Source organism: Bdellovibrio sp. HCB337, assembly GCF_047302465.1.
In the GTDB taxonomy this organism is placed as follows: domain Bacteria; phylum Bdellovibrionota; class Bdellovibrionia; order Bdellovibrionales; family Bdellovibrionaceae; genus JACMRP01.
The window spans coordinates 1,170,368-1,190,440 of sequence record NZ_CP178621.1 but is presented as its reverse complement, the minus strand read 5'-3'; the positions used below and the strand labels follow the sequence as shown (position 1 = coordinate 1,190,440).

The 20,073-nt window shown below is 46.2% G+C and carries 20 protein-coding genes; 13 read left to right on the top strand and 7 right to left on the bottom strand.

The window, feature by feature from the left end; all coding sequences use genetic code 11:
- Positions 1-94: 94 nt before the first annotated feature.
- A complete protein-coding gene (locus tag ACLWBB_RS05755) occupies positions 95-925 on the bottom strand; it encodes a hypothetical protein (protein WP_413290654.1) in 831 nt (276 codons plus the stop codon).
- A gap of 310 nt (positions 926-1,235) precedes the next feature.
- On the opposite strand from ACLWBB_RS05755, the gene ACLWBB_RS05750 reads away from it, so the two are divergent.
- From ACLWBB_RS05750 to ACLWBB_RS05725, 6 genes are all read left to right on the top strand, one after another.
- Positions 1,236-1,985, top strand: coding sequence for an N-acetylmuramoyl-L-alanine amidase family protein (locus ACLWBB_RS05750; protein WP_413290653.1), 750 nt, complete (start codon positions 1,236-1,238; stop codon positions 1,983-1,985).
- Between the two features lie 35 nt (positions 1,986-2,020).
- Positions 2,021-2,755 carry a ribonuclease PH gene (gene rph / locus ACLWBB_RS05745; RefSeq protein ID WP_413290652.1) on the top strand — a complete coding sequence of 245 codons (735 nt, stop codon included), beginning with the start codon at positions 2,021-2,023 and terminating at the stop codon, positions 2,753-2,755.
- Between the two features lie 6 nt (positions 2,756-2,761).
- Positions 2,762-3,352 carry an RdgB/HAM1 family non-canonical purine NTP pyrophosphatase gene (rdgB, locus tag ACLWBB_RS05740; protein WP_413290651.1) on the top strand — a complete coding sequence of 197 codons (591 nt, stop codon included), beginning with the start codon at positions 2,762-2,764 and terminating at the stop codon, positions 3,350-3,352.
- 60 nt (positions 3,353-3,412) lie between these two features.
- Positions 3,413-4,165 (top strand): substrate-binding periplasmic protein, encoded by a 753-nt coding sequence (locus tag ACLWBB_RS05735; RefSeq protein ID WP_413290650.1) that lies wholly within the window; start codon positions 3,413-3,415, stop codon positions 4,163-4,165.
- 92 nt (positions 4,166-4,257) lie between these two features.
- Positions 4,258-4,998: a substrate-binding periplasmic protein gene (locus ACLWBB_RS05730; protein WP_413290649.1), complete on the top strand. Its 741-nt coding sequence runs from the start codon at positions 4,258-4,260 to the stop codon at positions 4,996-4,998.
- A 133-nt stretch (positions 4,999-5,131) separates the two neighbouring features.
- Positions 5,132-5,860 (top strand): substrate-binding periplasmic protein, encoded by a 729-nt coding sequence (locus ACLWBB_RS05725; RefSeq protein ID WP_413290648.1) that lies wholly within the window; start codon positions 5,132-5,134, stop codon positions 5,858-5,860.
- A gap of 4 nt (positions 5,861-5,864) precedes the next feature.
- Here ACLWBB_RS05725 and ACLWBB_RS05720 read toward each other — a convergent pair whose 3' ends face one another.
- Together ACLWBB_RS05720 and ACLWBB_RS05715 are read right to left on the bottom strand one after the other, a co-directional pair.
- On the bottom strand, positions 5,865-7,058 hold the full coding sequence (locus tag ACLWBB_RS05720) for an exo-beta-N-acetylmuramidase NamZ domain-containing protein (protein WP_413290647.1): 1,194 nt from the start codon (positions 7,056-7,058) through the stop codon (positions 5,865-5,867).
- 2 nt (positions 7,059-7,060) lie between these two features.
- Complete coding sequence (locus ACLWBB_RS05715) at positions 7,061-7,792, bottom strand: hypothetical protein (RefSeq protein WP_413290646.1); 732 nt, start codon at positions 7,790-7,792, stop codon at positions 7,061-7,063.
- Positions 7,793-7,867: 75 nt separating this feature from the next.
- On the opposite strand from ACLWBB_RS05715, the gene ACLWBB_RS05710 reads away from it, so the two are divergent.
- The 6 genes from ACLWBB_RS05710 (at position 7,868) to ACLWBB_RS05685 (ending at position 13,389) form a co-directional block, all read left to right on the top strand.
- Positions 7,868-8,815, top strand: coding sequence for a ribose-phosphate diphosphokinase (locus tag ACLWBB_RS05710; RefSeq protein ID WP_413290645.1), 948 nt, complete (start codon positions 7,868-7,870; stop codon positions 8,813-8,815).
- Positions 8,816-8,891: 76 nt separating this feature from the next.
- The gene (locus ACLWBB_RS05705; RefSeq protein ID WP_413290644.1) at positions 8,892-9,566 is read left to right on the top strand and encodes a 50S ribosomal protein L25; all 675 of its coding nucleotides are present in this window, start codon (positions 8,892-8,894) and stop codon (positions 9,564-9,566) included.
- Positions 9,567-9,635: 69 nt separating this feature from the next.
- The gene (gene pth, locus ACLWBB_RS05700; RefSeq protein ID WP_413290643.1) at positions 9,636-10,199 is read left to right on the top strand and encodes an aminoacyl-tRNA hydrolase; all 564 of its coding nucleotides are present in this window, start codon (positions 9,636-9,638) and stop codon (positions 10,197-10,199) included.
- Positions 10,200-10,280: 81 nt separating this feature from the next.
- Positions 10,281-11,381, top strand: a complete 1,101-nt coding sequence (ychF, locus tag ACLWBB_RS05695) for a redox-regulated ATPase YchF (protein ID WP_413290642.1) — start codon at positions 10,281-10,283, stop codon at positions 11,379-11,381.
- Positions 11,374-12,174 carry a phosphatase domain-containing protein gene (locus ACLWBB_RS05690; protein ID WP_413290640.1) on the top strand — a complete coding sequence of 267 codons (801 nt, stop codon included), beginning with the start codon at positions 11,374-11,376 and terminating at the stop codon, positions 12,172-12,174. The genes ychF and ACLWBB_RS05690 overlap by 8 nt, the downstream gene beginning before the upstream one ends.
- 156 nt (positions 12,175-12,330) lie before the next feature.
- A complete protein-coding gene (locus tag ACLWBB_RS05685) occupies positions 12,331-13,389 on the top strand; it encodes a hypothetical protein (protein WP_413290638.1) in 1,059 nt (352 codons plus the stop codon).
- A 106-nt stretch (positions 13,390-13,495) separates the two neighbouring features.
- On the opposite strand, the gene ACLWBB_RS05680 is transcribed toward ACLWBB_RS05685, so the two are convergent.
- The 4 genes from ACLWBB_RS05680 to ACLWBB_RS05665 form a co-directional block, all read right to left on the bottom strand.
- Entirely contained in the window at positions 13,496-14,221 is a 726-nt protein-coding gene (locus ACLWBB_RS05680) for a hypothetical protein (RefSeq protein WP_413290636.1), read from the bottom strand.
- Between the two features lie 157 nt (positions 14,222-14,378).
- The gene (locus ACLWBB_RS05675; RefSeq protein ID WP_413290634.1) at positions 14,379-15,149 is read right to left on the bottom strand and encodes an ABC transporter permease; all 771 of its coding nucleotides are present in this window, start codon (positions 15,147-15,149) and stop codon (positions 14,379-14,381) included.
- 47 nt (positions 15,150-15,196) lie between these two features.
- Positions 15,197-16,135 carry an ABC transporter permease gene (locus ACLWBB_RS05670; RefSeq protein ID WP_413290632.1) on the bottom strand — a complete coding sequence of 313 codons (939 nt, stop codon included), beginning with the start codon at positions 16,133-16,135 and terminating at the stop codon, positions 15,197-15,199.
- Positions 16,125-18,608, bottom strand: coding sequence for a transglycosylase SLT domain-containing protein (locus ACLWBB_RS05665; protein ID WP_413290629.1), 2,484 nt, complete (start codon positions 18,606-18,608; stop codon positions 16,125-16,127). Before ACLWBB_RS05665 ends, ACLWBB_RS05670 begins: the two co-directional genes overlap by 11 nt.
- Positions 18,609-18,668: 60 nt before the next feature.
- On the opposite strand from ACLWBB_RS05665, the gene radA reads away from it, so the two are divergent.
- Entirely contained in the window at positions 18,669-20,060 is a 1,392-nt protein-coding gene (gene radA / locus ACLWBB_RS05660; RefSeq protein ID WP_413290627.1) for a DNA repair protein RadA, read from the top strand.
- The last annotated feature ends 13 nt before the right edge of the window (positions 20,061-20,073 follow it).

Below are 20,073 nucleotides of genomic sequence, written 5' to 3'. Positions count from 1 at the left end.
GATGTTGACAACAAGGAGAAGTGTCGAAATTTAGCTTAACAATCTGCGGATTAGATAACGACGAAGGAGTCCACGCATGGCTCCTTCGTTTTTTTTATTGAGAGACGCCGCGTGTACCTTGACCTTGAGGCGCTTGCGGAGAAGATGATTTTTCGCGCATAGGGTGGTTCTTCATACATGTCACAACTTTATGGCCGGTCTCACAACGCCAGATCAAAGCAGGCTCACCTATTTTTTTAGAATATGGCTGCTGACGAGCCCACTCTTTACAATCCGTGATTTTTTCCTGTTTTTCAGTCGTAAATTCTCTTTTGCTCTCTAGAAATGTCAACCGCGTAAGAGCAAACCTATAGCCTTGGGCTGTCAAATCGGTACTGCATTTACTGAGAACCGCATCCAAAGAATCCTGAGCCATATCATTGTTCAAAATCGCAATCGCCGCCGGAATCGCATAGAATAGGGATTTAATTCCTGACTCGTCGTCAGCCTCGCTCGCATACGCTCGAGACAGCCAAAACACTTCCGCCGTTTTCTTTTTCTTTCTGGTAAGAATGTCGCTCATCTTAGTGACATGATATTCAAGAGACTTCCCCTTCTCGATTTGAAACTCACGTCCATTGATTTTTAAGCTCTTTTGAGCGGGATTAAAATTACTAAGAGTAGTATCAGAATCTTGGCCAAAAATCGAAAGCGTCCCATTTTTTTGAGAGCCACTCAGATGCAATCCCAATGGCTTGTAGTTTTGCTCGATCTTTTCAAAGTATGCGGTATCCTGTGCCGTCACGAAAGTCGTTAGGACAACGGCTTTGATAAGATCACGATCTTGTCTCGAGATTTTTTTAATCAAATCCTGATCCACTTCAGCAAACGCAATCGAGGTCATCAGAAACGAGAATACAAGAGTCAGTCGTAAGATGTTCTTCATACGCTCATTATATGAAAGAACCCTCCTCGAGCGCTCGCAATTTAGATTTTTCACTTTAATTCCAGACCTCGGCCCAATAGGGGCCCCGCAAAGAGCGTCACCGTCAAAACCGTTAACAGCGCCAAATCCAATACAATGGCTAATGACCTCTCCGAGGGCTGGCACCGCGGTTGCTCTAGTAGAAGGTACCCCCCATGGCGGCTAGGCCCTCCCCCCCCACCTGGTCGCCTTTTTTTATTCCCAAAATCAATAGCACTACCTAGAGCGAGTCCAAGATGAGCACGGCTGTAAAATCCCGTACACTAAATCCATGCGTCGATTGCTGATTCTTATTCCTATATTGTTTCTTTCTTTTGAAGCCCACGCTCTGCAAGTGATGATTGATCCTGGTCATGGCGGTATTGACTCTGGAACTTCGCATTTAGGTGTCCAAGAAAAAGACCTAGTTCTGAAAGTAGCGGGTTATCTGAAAGACCTTCTTGGCAGCAACCCCCAATTCACAGTGCAAATGACTCGAGAGAAAGATCAACACGTCAGTCTTTCTGAACGAGTGAAAAAAGCCGAAAAGTCTCAGGCAGATTTATTTTTAAGTCTACACGCAAACTCGAATCCAAGTACCCGAGTTAAAGGAACAGAACTCTATTTTCAAAACTCGTTGCCTCCGGATGAAGAGAGTTTGCTATTAGCAGAACAAGAAAATCAGGCGGAAGCTGTTGCGACAAACTCTGCAAAATCTGTCGAGTCGCCCTCAAAAAAAGGCGATATCATGGCGATCGTGGAAGACTTGCATCGCCAACACCGCGCAAAGAGCAGCCTGCAGATCACCCAGCTGCTAGCCCAAGATTGGTCCTCAGCCGCCATTAAACAAGCTCCCTTTTATGTCGTTTCGAAAACTACGATGCCCTCCGTCTTGATCGAGGTTGGATTCCTCACCCACCCTGAAGAGGCCAAAAAACTCAGCTCTGTAAAATACCAGCAAGAAATTGCTCAGAAAATCTACAAAGCGGTCGTTCAGTACAAAGAAATGATGGACAAAATCGAGGGCCAAGCCTTAGAGTGACGCCTTAATCACACCAAAGATTAAGGATCATTTTTATGCGCGCACACGGCCGTCTGACTCATCAATTACGCCCTGTTAAAATCACTCCGAATGTATCTGAATATGCAGAAGGCTCGGCGCTTGTTGAGTTCGGCAGAACTCGCGTGCTTTGCACAGCAAGCTATGAAGCAAAAGCCCCACAATGGCTGGTCGGCTCTGGCGAAGGTTGGATTACGGCTGAATACGGCATGCTCCCACGCTCAACCCATCAACGTATGAAGCGCGACAAAATCACCAGCGGTGGTCGCACTCAAGAAATCTCAAGACTGATCGGCCGCTCTCTCAGAGCTGGTGTGGATCTTAAAGCTCTGGGTGAAAAACAAATCACGATCGACTGTGACGTGATCAACGCCGACGGCGGAACTCGCACTGCTGCCGTCACTGGTGGATTCGTGGCTTTAGCATTGGCTTGTAAGAAGCTACATGGCCTTAGCGAAATCAAACAAATGCCGTTGATCAACTACGTTTCTGCGATCAGCGTAGGCATTCAAGGCAGTAACATTCTTTTGGATTTGGACTACGACGAGGATTCAGCAATTGGCACTGACATGAACTTTGTCATGACAGACAAGGGTCACTTTGTTGAAGTGCAAGGCACTGCCGAAGACACTCCCTTTACCCGTGAACAACTCAATGCAATGATGGACGTGGCTCAACAAGGGTGCAATGAACTTTTCAGAGTCCAAGAAGAGATCGTAGGTCCCATCTTTAAACGCACACAAATCGGGTAAGAGACTATGGAACTTTGGCTAGCTACGGGAAACAAAGGGAAAGTAAACGAATATAAAATCGGCCTTAAAGAGCTCGCAGATCTGAAGATCTTCACTCAGGCAGATATTCCTTCTTTTACTCCCCGCCCTGAAGACGGCAAAACGTTTTTAGAAAATGCACAGATCAAAGCTCGCACCCTTAAAGCTGTCAAATCGGGCGTTTGGGTTTTAGGTGAAGACTCTGGGCTTGAAGTAGAAGGCTTAAATAACCTTCCTGGCATTCACTCTGCACGCTATGCGGGCCCAAAAGCCGCTGACAGCGAAAATATCGCCAAGCTTTTGAAAATGATGACAATTCGACCTATCGCGAATCGCAAGGCGCGTTTTGTGTGTTCCACTGTTGTCTTTACTCCTGACGGTGCCGAATGGCATTTTGATGGCGTGATGAATGGCACGATCTCTACGAAACCCGTTGGACAACTTGGCTTTGGCTATGATCCAGTATTCATTCCTGAGGGACAAACTCAGACCTTAGCAGAATTAGGCCCTGGATTTAAAAACCAGCACTCCCATAGAGCTCAGGCCCTCAAAGCATTTCTGGAAAAGCTGAAAGCCTAGAATCTCAATAAACACGAAGTATTCAGTGACAACCAAAAGGCTTCCGCTATCTTGGAGGGTATGAAGCTGCTCAAGCTCCTTATTCTCATCCTGTTTAGCTCTTCTTCTGTAGCTTTATCGACCGAAGCTACAAATGACACTATTTTTATCGGCGTCAATGTCAACTACACCATGCCCTTGGTGGAAATCAAAAATCCGCTGTTCAATCCCGAAATAGAAAGCGGCATCCTCAAAGACTTGGCAGAAGCCATTACTCAGGAACTTAAACTAAAGCCCGTCTGGTTATTGCTACCAAAAAATCGTGTGGCACCAAGCCTGCTTTCTGGCGACGTCGCCATGGTCTGTCACCTGAACGAAGTATGGCAGCCTAAAATCAAAAAAGATGTTTATTGGAGCCAAGAACTCTACACCAGCACCAACGTCATCGTTCACCACGGCAAAAAGCCTATCAACAAAGCCTCTGACCTGTATGGCGAGCGTGTCGGCACTGTCATGAACTTTATTTATCAGAACTTGGACAACGAGTTTGCGAAGAAAAAAATTATTCGCGAAGACGGCCCCAACAACGAAGCCAATATTCGCAAGCTTAAATACGGACGCATCAACTACATCGTTATGTCCAATCTAGAATTCGACTATTACAAAAAAATATACCCCACTCTGGAATCGGCCGATTTAAAAATGGATTCTGTCGAGACTAAATGCGCGCTCTCAAAAAAGGCACCAATCACGCTGCAACAACTGAACAGGGCCATCGATACAATTAAAAAAAATGGCACCTTTCAAAAGATCTTAAAAGCGTATCAAAATTAGTGACGCTTTTTTTGGAACACTAATTTTTTCAAAAGTGGCCACTCAGCTAAGTATTCAGTGACTTCTTGATTCAGGGGTATCATGGTTTTCTCATGGTACGTCATCTGGTGTTTGCGACAGTTCTATTTGTCGTAGGGAGTTCCTCCTTAGCGACGGAAAAACCTTTGAAACGTTTGACCACAGCCTACTTTGGGGTCGCAAACGAGACTGCCCTGCCCTTTATCGAAGTCAAAAACTCTGAAATCACTCGTGGCATCTTAAAAGACCTTGCCGAAGCTATTTTCAAAGAAATGAAAATCAAACCCGTTCTGGTACTATTGCCTAAAAAGCGTGTTGCGCCGGATTTAATTTCTGGAAATCTCTCGATCGTCTGCTATGCAAATGAAGCTTGGTTTCCGGACGTCGCCGATCAGCTTCTGTGGAGCGATCCTATTACGACGAATTCAAATCTTATTGTTAGTCTCAGTAAGAATCGGCCTAAAAAAATCGAAGACCTCTATGGCAAACAAATAGGAACGCTGGTGAATTACTACTATTCAAAGCTTGATCCTTACTTCGAGAAAAACCTGATGGTTCGTGAAAATGCCTCAGACAACGAAGGCAATTTAAAGAAACTCATTCACGGTCGTATCGACTATATGGTGCTTTCAAATCTGGAACTTCACTATTATCAGAAAACCTATCCACTGCTTGAGGCCACTAATATTTTAGAGGAAGCCGTAAAGGTAAAGTGTGTGATCTCTAAAAAATCTGGGATCGACATGAAGACACTTAATAAAGCTATTGAAACCCTGAGAGACAATGGCACCTTGGAAAAAATATTCCGTCCTTAAGATTTGTTCTTACACACGCCGTTTGAATTTGGAACACAAAGTTTGTCAAAACATGTCCGCACCTTAAGTATTCAGTGACTTCTATATTCTGCGCGATCATCCTCGGTGTATGGGATCTTGTCGGTTATTTCTCTTGGGCTGGTTATTACTGGTATCGCCACCGACTGGCGCCAAAGAAGTTGTACAGCCACAAAAAACTGCCTACTTCGGGATTACCAACGAAACCACCCTGCCCTACATCGAGATCAAACACTCCGATACAAAACCTGAAATTACTAAAGGAATCCTCAAAGATCTGGCTGAAGCTCTTTCAAAAGAGTTAAAAGTAAAACCGGTCTTGGTACTTTTACCTCAACAGCGAGTCGCACAGGATCTCGTAGCTGGCGACCTCAGTCTTGTGTGCTATCTGCATGAGTCTTGGCTGCCAAATTCAAGTAAGATAATAGAGTGGAGCGAACCCATTGCCACGAACACCAATCTCATCGTCAATCTTGGCAAAACGCGCCCAAAAAAGGTCGCAGATCTCTATGGAAAACAAATAGGAGCTATCGTCAACTATAGCTATAAAGAGCTTGATCCTTACTTTGAAAAAAACCTTATCCGCCGCGAAAACGCGCCTAACAATGAAAGCAACATTAAGAAACTACTGCACGGGCGAATTGATTACATGATTCTATCAAATCTAGAATTTGAATTTCACAAAAAAGCACATCCAAAAATCGTTGCCTACGATTTGCATTTGGATTCTGTGCAGGTCAAATGTGCATTGTCACAAAAATCTGGCATCGCTCTGAGAGATCTCAACAAGGCCATTGAAATACTTAGATCCAACGGCACTCTCGATAAAATCTTCCGTCCCTAGAGTCTTAGTACAGCAAGAACTTCTTACGTGTCTTCAGCCAAGCCTTCTCGTCTTTTTTAAGAGCCTTTTCTAGATCCGCGGGCTTTGCTTTTGGATTCTCGATCCACTCGCGCAATTCCGGACCGCCATTGATGACGTCAAAAGGAGATTTGCCGACTGTGTACTCATAGGCAAAATCACGATAGATCGGATATTTCGGGTAAAGCTCGCGCACGCATTTCAACATCAAGGTAATCAAACGATAGGGCTTAAATAGTTCAGGCTTATAGTCTGCGATATCGGCATGAATCTGGAATCCATGACAAAGTTTTTTCTCGTGCTTGTGGAAAGTTGGCTCGAAGAAACACTCTCGCAAGATAATACCTTTTAACCACTGCGGAGCCTTTTTGTGCATGAGTTTTAAAACAGCGGCAAAATCGATATCACTCGCACCAACTTGCTCCAACGCGCGCGTCGTTCCGCGGCCTTCACTCAAAGTCGTTCCCTCGATCATCACCGTGCCACAATAAGCACGCGCCATATTCAAGGTTTGCGCATTCGGAGAAGGGTTGACCCACACGCGATCCATCGGCCAACCGAAGCCTGGTTTCTTATCAGGGTTGTACCCCTTCATCTTGATAATTTTCAGATCCAAATCCAAACCAAAACGATCTTTGTAATAAAGTGCCATCTCGGCTGTCGTCAGTCCGTGTCTCATCGGAAATTCAGCCGCACCAACAAACGATTCCCACCCTGGTCGCAAAGAGAATCCTTCGACCTCGCGCCCAGCTGGGTTGGGACGATCCAAGATGATCACTTGCTTGTTCAGTTTCGCGCACTCTTGCATCACATATAGCAACGTCGTGATGAAGGTGTAAATCCGGCAACCCAAATCCTGAAGGTCAAAAAGCAAAACATCAAAGGTCGCCATCATCTCTGGGGTCGGTGTGCGCACTTTTCCATACAGAGAGAACACCGGAATTTTGTACTCTGAATGAAGAAAGTCATCACTCTCAATCATGTTGTCTTGCTTTTCACCCTTCACTCCGTGCTGAGGGCCAAAAGCGGCCGAAAGCCCGATGTGTTTGTGAATCAAATCAAAACTGTGCTGAAGTTTTTCATCGACGCTGGCTGGATGACAAACCAAAGCCACACGTTTTTTGCGAAGAGCTTGCACCAATTTCTTATCTGCCAGCAATACTTCTAATCCCATCTTCATGACTAAACTCCTCGAAGCAAGGTGAAGCTTTCACCCAAATGAAAATCTGGCTTTGGCCCTTTGTGAGCCAAAGCGCAGTAATGTTTGTTCTGATTTTTCTCTTGCAGAATCGCGGTCAGTCCCACCTGAAATTTATTAAAGGGGCTGCGATTTTCCACACGGGCCACTAAACGATTCTGTACCGGAATCCACTCGAGACTTTCGATGGCAAAATCCAATGCCGGAGGTGGCGGCTGAGGCACTCGATAACCGTCGAAGGCATAAGCCTGCCAAGCCGGTTGCAAAGAGAAATTAAATTCGTAGTACTGTTCACTCCCGATCGGTTGAAGGAAGGCCTCAAAGCAGGTCGAATTCCAAAGGCCGTCGCGACGGGAAACGTCTTCTTTTTTCCAGAGAGCCGCCGCGGTTGGGAGCTCAAAAAGCCCTGCCCGGTCGGAAACGGCGTATTCGAAGGTGATATGCGAGCCATTGATGGAAATATCAGCTTCCAACGTAAAGCGCTCATCGTGGGTATAGGGATTTAAAATAAGCATAGGGAAAAGTCTAACAACAGAAAACCCCCGTGAAAACGCCGTTTTAGCAAAACCAGCCCTCATGACACCCTGAATGGCGGCTACTGGGGGAAAGCCAAGGCCAAGGCGGAAGGAGGAAGCTGTACATAGCGTACTGCGACGACGACCAACGCAGGGATTGGCTTTCCCCCAGTAGCCGCAGCCAAAAATTTCATCAATCATCGTCCAGAAGTGGACAAAGCCTAAACCCCTTGCTAGCGTGCTTCCCAAATGCACTTTTAACTCAGGAGACTACGAGTGATGAAGGGCCTAAAAATCTTTACGGGTAATTCCCATCCTAGCCTAGCACGTAAAGTAGCCGAAGCCGCAGGTGTAGAGCTCGGTTACTCTCAAGTCAGCAGTTTCGCTGACGGTGAAGTCCAAATTGAAATCCATGAAAGCGTCCGCGGACAGAATGTCTTTGTGATCCAAAGTACATGTCCTCCGGTCAATCAAAGCTACATGGAACTTTTCATTATGGTCGACGCTTTGAAAAGAGCCTCGGCGGCTCAGATCACGGCGGTGATCCCCTACTTCGGATACGCCCGCCAAGATCGCAAAGTCGCCCCCCGGGCCCCCATTTCTGCAAAACTCATGGCCGATCTTTTAACCACAGCCGGTGTCGACCGGGTGGTTTCGGTGGACCTTCATGCGACACAAATTCAGGGCTTTTTTAACGGCCCCGTAGACCACTTATTTGCTATCCCGACCCTGGCCCGCGCCTGGAGGGAACACCTAGGGGTTGGCTCTGACTTTGTCGCGGTGAGTCCTGACGCTGGAGGGGTCGAAAGAACCCGTGCCTTTGCCAAAAGAATCGAAAGCTCGATGGCCATCATCGACAAACGCCGTTCTGGCCCAAATGAGGCCAAAGCTCTGCATCTTATCGGGGATGTCACCGGTAAAACCGCTGTGATCATCGACGACATGATTGATACGGCTGGAACCCTTACACAAGGGGTTGACAGTCTTATCAAGAATGGGGCAAAACGTGTCTTCGCCGTTGCAACGCATCCGGTTCTGTCGGGCCCAGCCATTTCTCGTATTAAAGAAAGCTCGATTGAAAAAGTGTGGGTCACAGACACGATCCCACTTTCTGACGCCGCGAAAGCGTGTGGCAAGTTTGAGGTCGTATCGGTAGCGCCTTTGTTGGCTGAAGCCATCAAACGCATCCACGGCAACGACTCGGTAAGTTCGCTTTTTGATTAAGCAACTCACCTCTGGAATTGTTAACAAGTGATCAGTACCCGTATGGGGATGGATCTAAACTAGTGAGGAAGAAACAATGAAACAAAGAATTGATCTAGCAGTAGCTGCTCGCGAGACTGGTAAACACAACAGCCGCGCAATCCGTAACAACCGCCACGTTCCAGGCGTAGTTTATGGCGCTATCGAAAACGCCAACGTAACTATCGATGAAAAATTCATCGTTAAGTACAACACTCGTGCATTCGAGAATGCTCTTTTCAACTTGAAAAGCGATAACGGCAAATTGAACGGTAAAGTTGTATTGATGAAGTCTGTAGACGTTCATCCTTTGACTCGTCGTCCAGTTCACGTTGATTTGTTCGCTCTTGATATGACTAAAACTGTTCGCGTATTCGTTGAAGTTAAATTGGAAGGTAAACCAATCGGTATCGCTGAAGGCGGTCTATTGAACGTTGTATCTCGTCAGATCGAGGTAGAATGTCTTCCTACAGATATCCCTGAATCATTCACTGCAGACGTTTCTAACTTGGGCGTAGGTGATGCTCTTCACGTATCTGATTTGACTTTGCCAAGCACTGTAAAAGTAATGAGCCGTCCAGAAGACACAATCGCGGTTGTTGTTGTTCAGGAAGAAGAAGTTGCAGCTACTCCAGCAGCAGCGGCAGCTCCAGCAGCAGGTGCAGCAGCTCCGGCAGCGGGCGCAGCAGCTCCAGCAAAAGACGCAAAAGCAGCTACTCCAGCGAAGAAGTAATTGGTTTAATGAACCACCTCAAAAAGCGGCCCACAAAGCCGCTTTTTTTGTTTTTGGAGATCAAAGATTATGTGGCTGATCGTAGGCCTCGGAAATCCCGGAAATCAATACGCACTCACGCGGCATAATATCGGCTTCATGGCCGTGGATTATTTTTTAAAAGGTCTTGGCAATCCGGTGATGAAGAATCAATTCAAAGCCGAGATTTGCCAAACTAAGATCGGCGATCATCCAGTTATTTTCTGCAAACCTCAGACTTACATGAATCTCTCGGGCGAATCGGTACAGCCTCTGATGGGGTTTTACAAAATTGCTCTGGATCACCTGATTGTTTTGCAGGATGAAATTGATCAACCGTTTGCAAAAATGAAGATTCAGAAAAACCGCGGGCACGGCGGTCATAACGGTATTAAAAGTGTTTCTGGTTTGTTGGGCTCGATGGATTATACCCGCCTCCGTTTAGGCGTAGGGCGTCCTGAGAATCCAAACATTCCTGTTCCTGATTATGTTCTACAAAAGTTCACTCAGGACGAATTTACGCAGCTTCCGGATTTCCTCAATCGCGCCTGTGACGCCGTTGAGAGCATCATGAATGATGGGGTCCAAAAAGCTTCGACGAAGTTTAATTCTTAGTTTATATTGTTTTTTTTCGCACGCAGTCCAGTTTCGGCCCTCCAGGCCTCCACATCCTGCGTGTCCGCAAGGAGAGTATTCATGGCTTTACAAGTTGGTATCGTTGGTCTTCCAAATGTGGGTAAAAGCACCCTGTTCAATGCTTTGACTTCAGCAAAAGCTGAGGCTGCCAACTACCCTTTCTGTACTATCGACCCTAACGTTGGCGTGGTAACTGTTCCAGATCCTCGTATGGATAAAATCGTTGGCTTCGTAAAGCCTCAAAGTACAGTTCCAACAACAATGGAGTTCGTGGATATCGCAGGTATCGTAAAAGGTGCCAGCCAAGGTGAAGGCCTTGGGAACCAATTCCTAAGCCACATTCGTTCTACGGATGCGATCGTTCACGTAGTTCGTTGCTTTGACGATCCAAATATCATCCACGTATCTGGCAGCGTTGATCCTGTTCGCGACATGGAAATTATCAACACTGAGTTGATGCTTGCAGATCTTGATTCTGCTGAAAAACGCGTAAAGCGCGTTGAGAAAACTGCAAAGACCGGCACTGATAAGAAAATCAAAATGGAATACGAAGTAGCTCGTAAAGTCGTTGAGGCTTTGGGCAAAGGTCTTCCTGCTCGCTCTGTAGCAATGGATGATCAAGAGCTTCCATACTTGAAAGAGATGCATCTTCTGACTGCGAAACCACAATTATATGCAATGAACGTGTCTGATGCGGACTTTGCAGCTGGTGGCAATGATTGGACAAAATCTGTTGAAAAACGTGCGGCTGAAGAAGGCAACACGACGATCTTGATCTGCTCTGCGATGGAAGCTGAGATTGCTCAGTTGCCAAAAGAAGAGCGTAAGGATTTCTTGGACGCTTTGGGCGCTGAGGAACCAGGCTTGAATCGTTTGATTCGCGAAGCTTACAAATTGTTGGGTCTTCAAACTTATTTCACAGCGGGTGAAAAAGAAGTACGTGCATGGACCATCCGTGCTGGTACGAAGGCTCCTCAAGCAGCTGGTGTGATCCACACTGACTTTGAACGTGGTTTCATCCGTGCTGAGACTTATCACTGTGAAGACTTGTTTGCGCTTAAGAGCGAACAAGCTGTGAAGGACGCGGGCAAGTACCGTGTCGAGGGCAAAGAGTACATCGTAAAAGATGGCGACGTTTTGTTCTTCCGTTTCAATGTCTAGATTTTTACTCCTTGTTTTGTTTCTGTTTTCTGGTGGCTTTGTAAATGCGCAAACGCCACCAGTCTCGGGTAATCTTCACCAAAAGCCGCTGATCATTAGCGGCTTTGACGATGTCCTACGCCAGGCTGAAAACACCGGCCTCACTAAAGCTGCTCTTAAAATTCTTGAAGATGATAAAACCTTTGCCGGGATGCCTGAACTTTATCAGGTCATCACCAGCGAAGAATCCGGTAAAATCAAATTCACTCTGATTAGCGGCATTGCAACTTGGTTTCACAAGCGCATCGAAAACTTTCTGAAAGAATCCCACTACCCGGCTTCACGCCTGTATTTGCGCAACTGGTTCACAGAGTGGTCCATCGGAAAATTTAAAACCGGTCACATTGAAAACCTGCTTGCGGAAAATCCAGAACGTAAGTTCATTGTCATCTTTGATAATTCTGGTCCTAGCATCGAACTTGCGAATGAACTTTACAAAAAGCACGCCGACAAGATTCATCCGGTTTACTTACGTCAAACTGTCCTGAAGCAATTGCCTTCGCAAGTAGTACCATTCATTACGGCTTACGATATTGCTATCAGCGAATTCCAAATGGGACGCTTACAACAAGCCGAGGTCGAAAAAGTCGCAACTGCCATTCTTATCGAGACAAAGACTGAGCATCTTGTACCGTCTTACGCGTACTGCCCTGTGGATTACAATCCTTGCGGCAACACTCCTCCAGGGGCCCTTCCTCTGTGCGAAGTGGTTCGCTCTAAAATTGTCACGCTTTGCAAACTAAGACAGAAATAGATGCTTCTGTTTTCCGTAGTCAACACGACGCTCGGGAGCACCCGGGAATCTAGTTAGCCGTAGGGCTAGATTTATTCGCTTTCAATGCACGAGCCTCTTTTGGAGCGGTCCTCTTCGAATATACTGATACTAATTTATAAGTCGAAGGGATACCCGATGCTAAAGATAATCATCGCAGGAATTTTTGCCGCACAAACTAGTTTTGCAGGCATCTCGAAAAACGTCCCACCAAAAGCTAATATCCCCGGTGCTCTTAATATCGCTGTCGCGTATAACAATGCCAGTGCCGACGCAGAAAGTTTGATCAATATTATTTCAATAACAAATGGGAAGCCCCAAGAGGCCGAAGAGTTCAAACAGCACCTTGGCGTTAAGGGCCTAAAACAGAAGCCGCTTAAATTTAAACGTCAAAACGACGGTAATTATGTATCTGGTAAAAATACGCTGGCAATGATGAATGGAAAAATCCATCTTAATGGCAAAGAGTTCTCCTACGATAAGACACACACTCTGCTCGCGAACTTTAAAAAATTCCAAACAGACATGGGTCAGAAAAAGACAACGTCGCTGCTTGATATCCTCGTCCCTCAAGCTCACGCTCAATACGAAGACTACGACGGCCCGAGCCCGATCCTAATTCTGTTTCTTTTTGGCGCAATTGCAGGTGTCCTTGTTGCCATTTTTGAGGGCGGCGGCGGAGCACCGATGGCCATAGCCGGCACATCGATTGCCGGAGCCGCAGCTGCGGGTGTGGGAGCCGCAGTTTATTCTGGCGAAACCATGGCCAGTGAGTCTCATATCCCAACTGGTCTTTGCCAGAAAAAAGGAAATGTCATTACGAATACGACGGCCCATGTGACCGGCGACACTATTACGCAAGACTACGAAACAAAAGATGGTCAGCTTGTAATAACAGAAAAAGTAAATGGCGAAGTCAGTGGCGTCACCACCGTTGCCAAAAAAGGTGAAGCCTACGAGGTTGTGAAAGTGGTCGCGAACGGAAAATCCGAGGACCCCACAAAACATCCAATGGGAAAACTCGGAGAGTATTTCTTTAAATCCTATACCACTTGTTTAAATCCTACGAAGGAAGAAACGGCAGCGATTGAAAAGGTCAATCAGGTCGGTGCAGATGCAAAGGCTGGTAAAATCAAATTATTCCCACCAGGCACCAAAGCTCATGACGGAAGAGCAGAAAGAAAAGGCGCTCGTTAATTAAAACTTTCGGCGCCTAAATATCTGCTTTTGTATGCTTACTTCTGCACTCCGGAATCAAAGCATGGATTTTGTGCGAACTGCTGTGACTCCGAAAAAATACATTCTAATTCGAGCACTCACCGATTGTGACTGGGATGTGCATTGACCAGCCAACACCGCTACGAACACCCTCCCCCCATGCGGTCTCTCCACCACATAACATGGAGTTTTGACCAGGCTCTACAGCAGCATGCACTCGAGCATAGATGGTTTGTCCGACACTCAACTGAGAACCTTCTAAAGAAATTTGGTAAATGTATTCAGATACTAGCGGAGAATGATTTTGCTTAAATTCAAATTGCCCTGGGCTTGTTTGCAGTTCCGCTGGTGAACTAGCGATGTCGACATGGCTTTCACGCATTACCACATTGCCCATCAATGAAATTTGCACTAACAGTTGACCCTGTTTAATAGCGATAGAAACATCCCCCACATAATAGTGCTGGCCCGCCATAAAGCGAACTGTCGTTGCTGAAGCGCAAAGTTTTTTTGGAGTGTGCTTACCTACAACCTCTGAGTAACGGGCATCACAAATATCACGATTTGGGTCATCACCGTTACCTCCACGTCCAGGAGTCGACCCATCATTACCAGGATTTCCTTGTGGGTTATTCCCATCATCTCCAGGTTGAGGTCCTGCAATCTGTCCATCATCTCCTTGAGATCGCTCTGATAAAACCATGGAGTCCGTCGTAAAGCGTGCGGCAGAGCAATTCTGAAACAACGCCAAAAGAGCGATAGCACCGACTGCAAATCTCAAATGATTGAACCCCAGCTTCATAGACTTCATAAGGACCCCACTATTATTGACCATTTTAAATGCAAAACGGGTACCCGACTCAAATTGAGAAAATACTTCAGTAAGCCTCTAGATCCGTCACTAGAATGATTGTGGAAAGATGTATATTTTATTTTTGCCAGCTGTCCAAAAAGCTTTCGCTGTATGCTTAGAGATCGACCTTCCGACGTCTAAAGAGGATCAGGTGAAAACTAAGCACCGTTAAAAAGAGAACTAGTGCTGGCAGCAATAACAAGTGCGGGAACTGCGACAGGGACCGCCACCCTTCTTGTAATAGAATGCCCCAGCTGACTTGTGGGGACTGCAAACCGTAGCCCGCAAAGCTGATCATGCTCTCGTACAAGATACTGGCTGGAATCTGTAAAGCGAAAAGCACCAGCAAAGTGCCTTGCATATTCGGTAATACATGGCGAATAAAAATCCTGAATGGCGTTGCCCCTAAAGCACGCGCGGCTTCGATATAACTTAGCACCTTAATCTGTTTTGTCTGGCCACGAGTGACCTTCGCGACATTGAACCAATGCACTAACGAAATACTCACGGCTAACGAAATGAGCGTTTTAATATTGAAATCGCCGATTTCTAGAATGCTCTGAAGAAACAAACACAATAAAGACACCAGCAAAAAACTAGGAATCGCTTGCAGAACATCCACGCTACGAATCAGAATACGCTCTGGATAGCCACCAAACCACCCTGCTAAGGCACCAACGCAAATACCTACAACCATCGTAATAAGGCTTGAAAACAGTGCCACGAACAAAGAAACACGGGCTCCATAAAACACTCTGGTGAAGACATCGCGTCCGAGGGAATCCGTCCCGAACCAGTGCAGAGCATTCGGAGTTTGCAAAATATTTTCTGTGTTTTGAAAATCAAAAGCAAAGCCCGTTAATGTTTCTACCGAGACTGACAACAAACAAAGTATCCCGAGGAAAAAAGCACCGACGTGCCAGGACTTTATTTTCACTTCTGGCCTCGCAGTCTTGGGTCCACCCATAGCGCGCAGGCATCAAAAACATTTGTCATAACAATCAAGCTGATTCCGTAAACTAATACCAAACCCATGACGACGGGATAATCACGCAAGTTTAAACTTTCAACAAATTGCTGTCCCAAGCCTGGGATTGAAAACAAAATCTCTACCAAGAAAGAGCCCGAGATCAGGCCCACGATAAGTGGTCCACTCATAGATAGAATTGGCATCAGCGAGTTTTTGTAAGCGTGATTCACTAGAATTTGCCAGCGCGAAAGACCTTTTGCTTTTGCTGTGCGGATGAAATCCAATTGCAAGGTTTCCTGCAAAGAGTTCGTCAAAAGCAAATTCAGTTGGGCCCACGGGCGAAGGCTTAAGGTCAGAACCGGCAAAATATAATGCGCTGGTGACGACAGAAAAGCTGTTGGCAAAAGATTCAGATAAAAACCAAAAAGATAAATTAGCACCGGGCCTAAAAACAAAGACGGCAATGAAATCGCCACGACATTGATCGCTTCAATACTACGAGCGGTCAAGGTCCCCGCCTTCATCGCTGCAACGGAGCTGGTAAAAAAAGCCAAAAGGTAGGACACAATGATCGCCAGCACATTCAACATCAGAGTCTGCGAAAAGCCTTGCAGCAAAAGCTCACTGACCGTTTTGCCGGATTGAACCATTGAACTACCAAGATCACCCTTAAAAAGGCCTTTGAGGTAATGCGTGAACTGAGTCAAGAAGGGCTGATCAAGAGCCCATTGTCGGATCAGGTTTTCTTTAACGGCGGGATTCAGGGAGATCTCTTCATCGAAGGGTCCCCCTGGCATAGCGTGCAAGAATAGAAAACTTAAAAACACCAGAGCTAAGAGAGCCGTGAGAGTTTCAACAAGTTTACGCGCAAAAAGAACTCTCACGTCCTCTCTAGATGTCATCCCATGATTCCTTTTGAACCATCTGTCCGTCAGTCTGATGCGGAATTGGATCTACGAGGTATGCAAAAAGATCTTTTTTATTTCCATACAACTGTGAATACACGTGGCAGTTAGACACAACCTTTTTAACGTAGTTACGAGTTTCCAAGAATGGAATGTGCTCGATGAACTCATCCGTTTCAAGATGGCCGAAAGATGCCAACCAGTTTTTCACACGGTGTGGGCCTGCATTGTAACCAGCAGCCACTAACGGGATCGTGTTGTCGAACTTAACCATCAATCTTTGCAAATAACGGCTTCCCATTTTGATAGCAGCACTTGGCTCTAAAAGCTGGCGCGGTTGGAAGTCTTTTTCGCCTAGCAAATTTGCCACACGGTAGCCCGTGAATGGCATCACCTGCATAAGTCCCAAAGCTCCTACCGGAGAAATCGCATCTTTGCGATACTGGCTTTCTGCGCGCATAATGCCCCAAACAAGTTCGTTTGGCACAGAGAAGTCTTTCGAATATTTCTCTACATAACCCGAGAATGCTTTTGGATAAGCGTATTCCCAGAAGTTACGGCTGATCTCAAGACCCGTTGAACGTTGGCCCGAGAAATAAACTTGGCCAATATAAGAAGAACGGTGGAAATAACCAACAGAGTTGTACTCGGTCATCAAAGACTTCATGAAGTCTTTGTTGCGAGTTTTCTTTTCAATATCGTAAAGGTCCCACTTCGCCCAGTCTTCAAGACCTACCGACATCAAGTCACGGGCTTTTTCAAAACGTTTTGCCAACACCGGGCTTGCACCCTGCTCTTTGTCGGTCTCTGTGAGCTCTGCAACTTCAACTTGCTTCTCGTCAGTGCCTTCAGCAGCTTCGTTAGAATCGACGTCGCCAGATTCTTCAGCAAGCTCTTGCATGACAAGTCCCTCTTCGGTCTCACGCTCTGCCGTATCCATTGGCAACATCATGCGATCATCGACTGTAGGAATCATGAATTCACTTGAAGGCATACGAGACGCCCAACGTGGCGCGTACTCAGACGCCATACCACGACTTGCGATTTTTGGTGCCAAGCCTTGGATTTTCTTCAAGCGATATTGAGCAGCGATCGAGTAGTATCCCATCAAAGGATCTTTTGCGAGATCATCAAACAAGGTCTTTGCTTGGTCGAATTTTTCTTGGCGGTACAAACTCATCGCCATCCAGTAGTTCATACGATCTGCCGGATACTTCGCTCTGCCACGACGACCACGGCCCTTTTCACTCTGCAATTGCTTGAAAGTGACATAAGCGCCTTGGTAATCCCCTTTTAGGTATTTAATCCAAGCAAGCTGCCACTTTGCATCGCGGTTCAACGCCGAGTTCGGATACACCTTCATGAATTCTTTAAAACGACGAGCAGCCCCATCGTAATCTTGGAACTGATAGCTTAAGAATGCTGATTGATAAAGAGCTTCTTTGGCCTGTTTTGCACGCGGACTCATTTTGTAAGCCGAGTAATAAGAGCCAACCGCTGCCTGTACTTCACCCGCACGAGCAGAAACAGAAGCAAAGGTAATCAAGTAACCAAAGTGATTTTTCTTTTTCTCATAATAAGGCTTAAGAAGTTCGTAAGCCTTTGTAAGCTCTCCTTGTTGAGCAAAGTACTGAGCTTGTACTTGATCTGCCAAATAAGGATCTTCTTTTACAAGACGCTCGCGAATGCCGTTGATTTCGTCTTGGGCTTTTTTGTCGTAGCCTGCAAAAATCAAATGACGAACGCGAGATCTGAAATCATCCAAACCAGAAGCACAACCTGTTGCCTTGGTTCCGATTTTATTTTCCGCTAAGTCAAAGCCCCAATCCTTAATTCGCGGTGACGCTGGATAGCGGCTGTAGATTTTCTCGGCCCATTTGCACATCACGCGATGGTTATCAAGCCCCTGCTCTGACATCGCCAAGAAGTAAAGAACCTCTGGATACTCTTCAGTTCCACGAGTGCGCTTTTCAATTTTCTGAAAGTGATTGCGTGCATCTTTGAACGCATTCTGCTGAAGCGCGATTTGTCCCATCATTGAAATGGAATCAATTTTGAGCTTCACATTAGGCGCTGCGCTCTCTACTTTTTTAAATTCGTTTTGCGCTTCTGTCATTTTGCCAAGCTTGAAATAAGCCATGCCACGATAGAAGTACGCATACTCTTCAAGATTGGTTTTTTCTTTCAGAATATCTTCAAAGGCCGTGATGGCTTTTTCGTAATCGCCACTGTTGTAGTAAAGCATCGCAAGGCTAAACGGCAAAAGTTTACGATCTTCTCCAGAAGAGTTCTTCTGAATTTCTTTTTGTAAAAGCTGAATTGCTTCACTGCTCTTGCCGTTTTGTTGCAACTCGCGAAGCTTTGTATAGAGCTCCGAATCCGCAGCAGAAGTGGTGCTGCCGATAGTTACAAGAGAGGCTAAAAGAAGTGTTTTGAGAGCGAAGCCTGAGGAAATTTTCAATTTGGACAAGGGCTCCTCCTGAGTCCTTAAATATTTGTAATACGCCTTAATTAATGATACCGAATAACCATGGCAAAATCGAAGAGCAAAACGATATATGTATGTCAAAATTGCGGAGCGCAAAGATCCCGTTGGGAAGGCAAATGTACCGACTGTGGCGCCTGGAACACACTGGTCGAGGAGATGGTCTCAGCCGAACCCAAGACCCGTGGCTGGTCTACGGGAGCTGAAGAGGGCCGAACCCTCTCTGCGAAGCCCGTTTCCCTAGACCAAAGACTAGAGGAAATTCACCTGACTCGTTTTGATACAGGTTATCAAGAACTCAATCGCGTTCTTGGTGGTGGTCTTGCTGCCGGAAGCTTTGTTCTTTTAGGGGGATCTCCAGGGGTTGGTAAAAGCACTTTGCTTTTACAAATGGCCGGAGGTCTAGCCGGTCACAAGCACCGAGTTCTGTATATTTCGGGTGAGGAAAGCGTGGCTCAGACCGGGTCCCGTGCTCACCGTTTAGGCATTAAGAGCCCGCATATTGAAATCGGCTCTGAAAGCAACCTCCACACCATCATGGATTTGGCTCGCACCAAAAAACCAGATGTCTTGGTGGTGGACTCGATTCAAACCGTTTATCTTTCCGATTTGCAAGCGGCACCGGGTTCGGTGTCGCAGGTTCGTGAATGTGCCGGCCACCTTATGGGCCTTGCAAAGCAAGATGGAATCACTGTGATTCTGATCGGTCACGTCACCAAAGAAGGCAGTATTGCCGGCCCCAAAGTTTTGGAACACATGGTGGACTGCGTTCTTTCGTTTGATGGCGATCCCTCTTACAACTTCCGCTTGTTGCGCTCTTTAAAAAATCGTTTTGGCGCGGCTCAAGAATTGGGAGTTTTCCAAATGAGCTCCAAGGGACTCGAAGAAGTCACGAATCCTTCAGAGCTTTTCCTTGAAGAGCGCGGCGATCAACTGATCGGCTCTGCAGTTTTTGCATCGATGGAAGGGACCCGCCCCCTTCTTTGCGAAGTACAAGCCCTCACGCTTTCGAGCCCAATGGCAATGCCTCGTCGAACATCTTTGGGTATTGACGTAAACCGCCTTCACCTTTTAACGGCTGTTCTAGACCGACATCTTGACATTCGCTTAAGTCACAGTGACATTTTTATTAATGTGGTTGGAGGATTGAAGTTGGTGGAGCCTGCCGCGGATTTAGCGGTAGCTGCAGCAATTCTATCGACCGAAGGGCGCAAAGAACTGGATGCAAAAACAGTTTTCTTTGGCGAGATCGGTTTGACTGGCGAAGTGCGCGGAGTTTCTTTCGTCGAAACTCGAATGAAGGAAGCAGATAAACTTGGATTCCAGCATTTTGTCGTTCCTTTCTCTAACAAAAAGCATTTGGGAGATTTTAAACTCCCGAAGGATAAAAAGATTAGTTATATTAAAAATGTTCGCGACCTAGAGAAGCTCATTTAAGCAGTACGTAGGA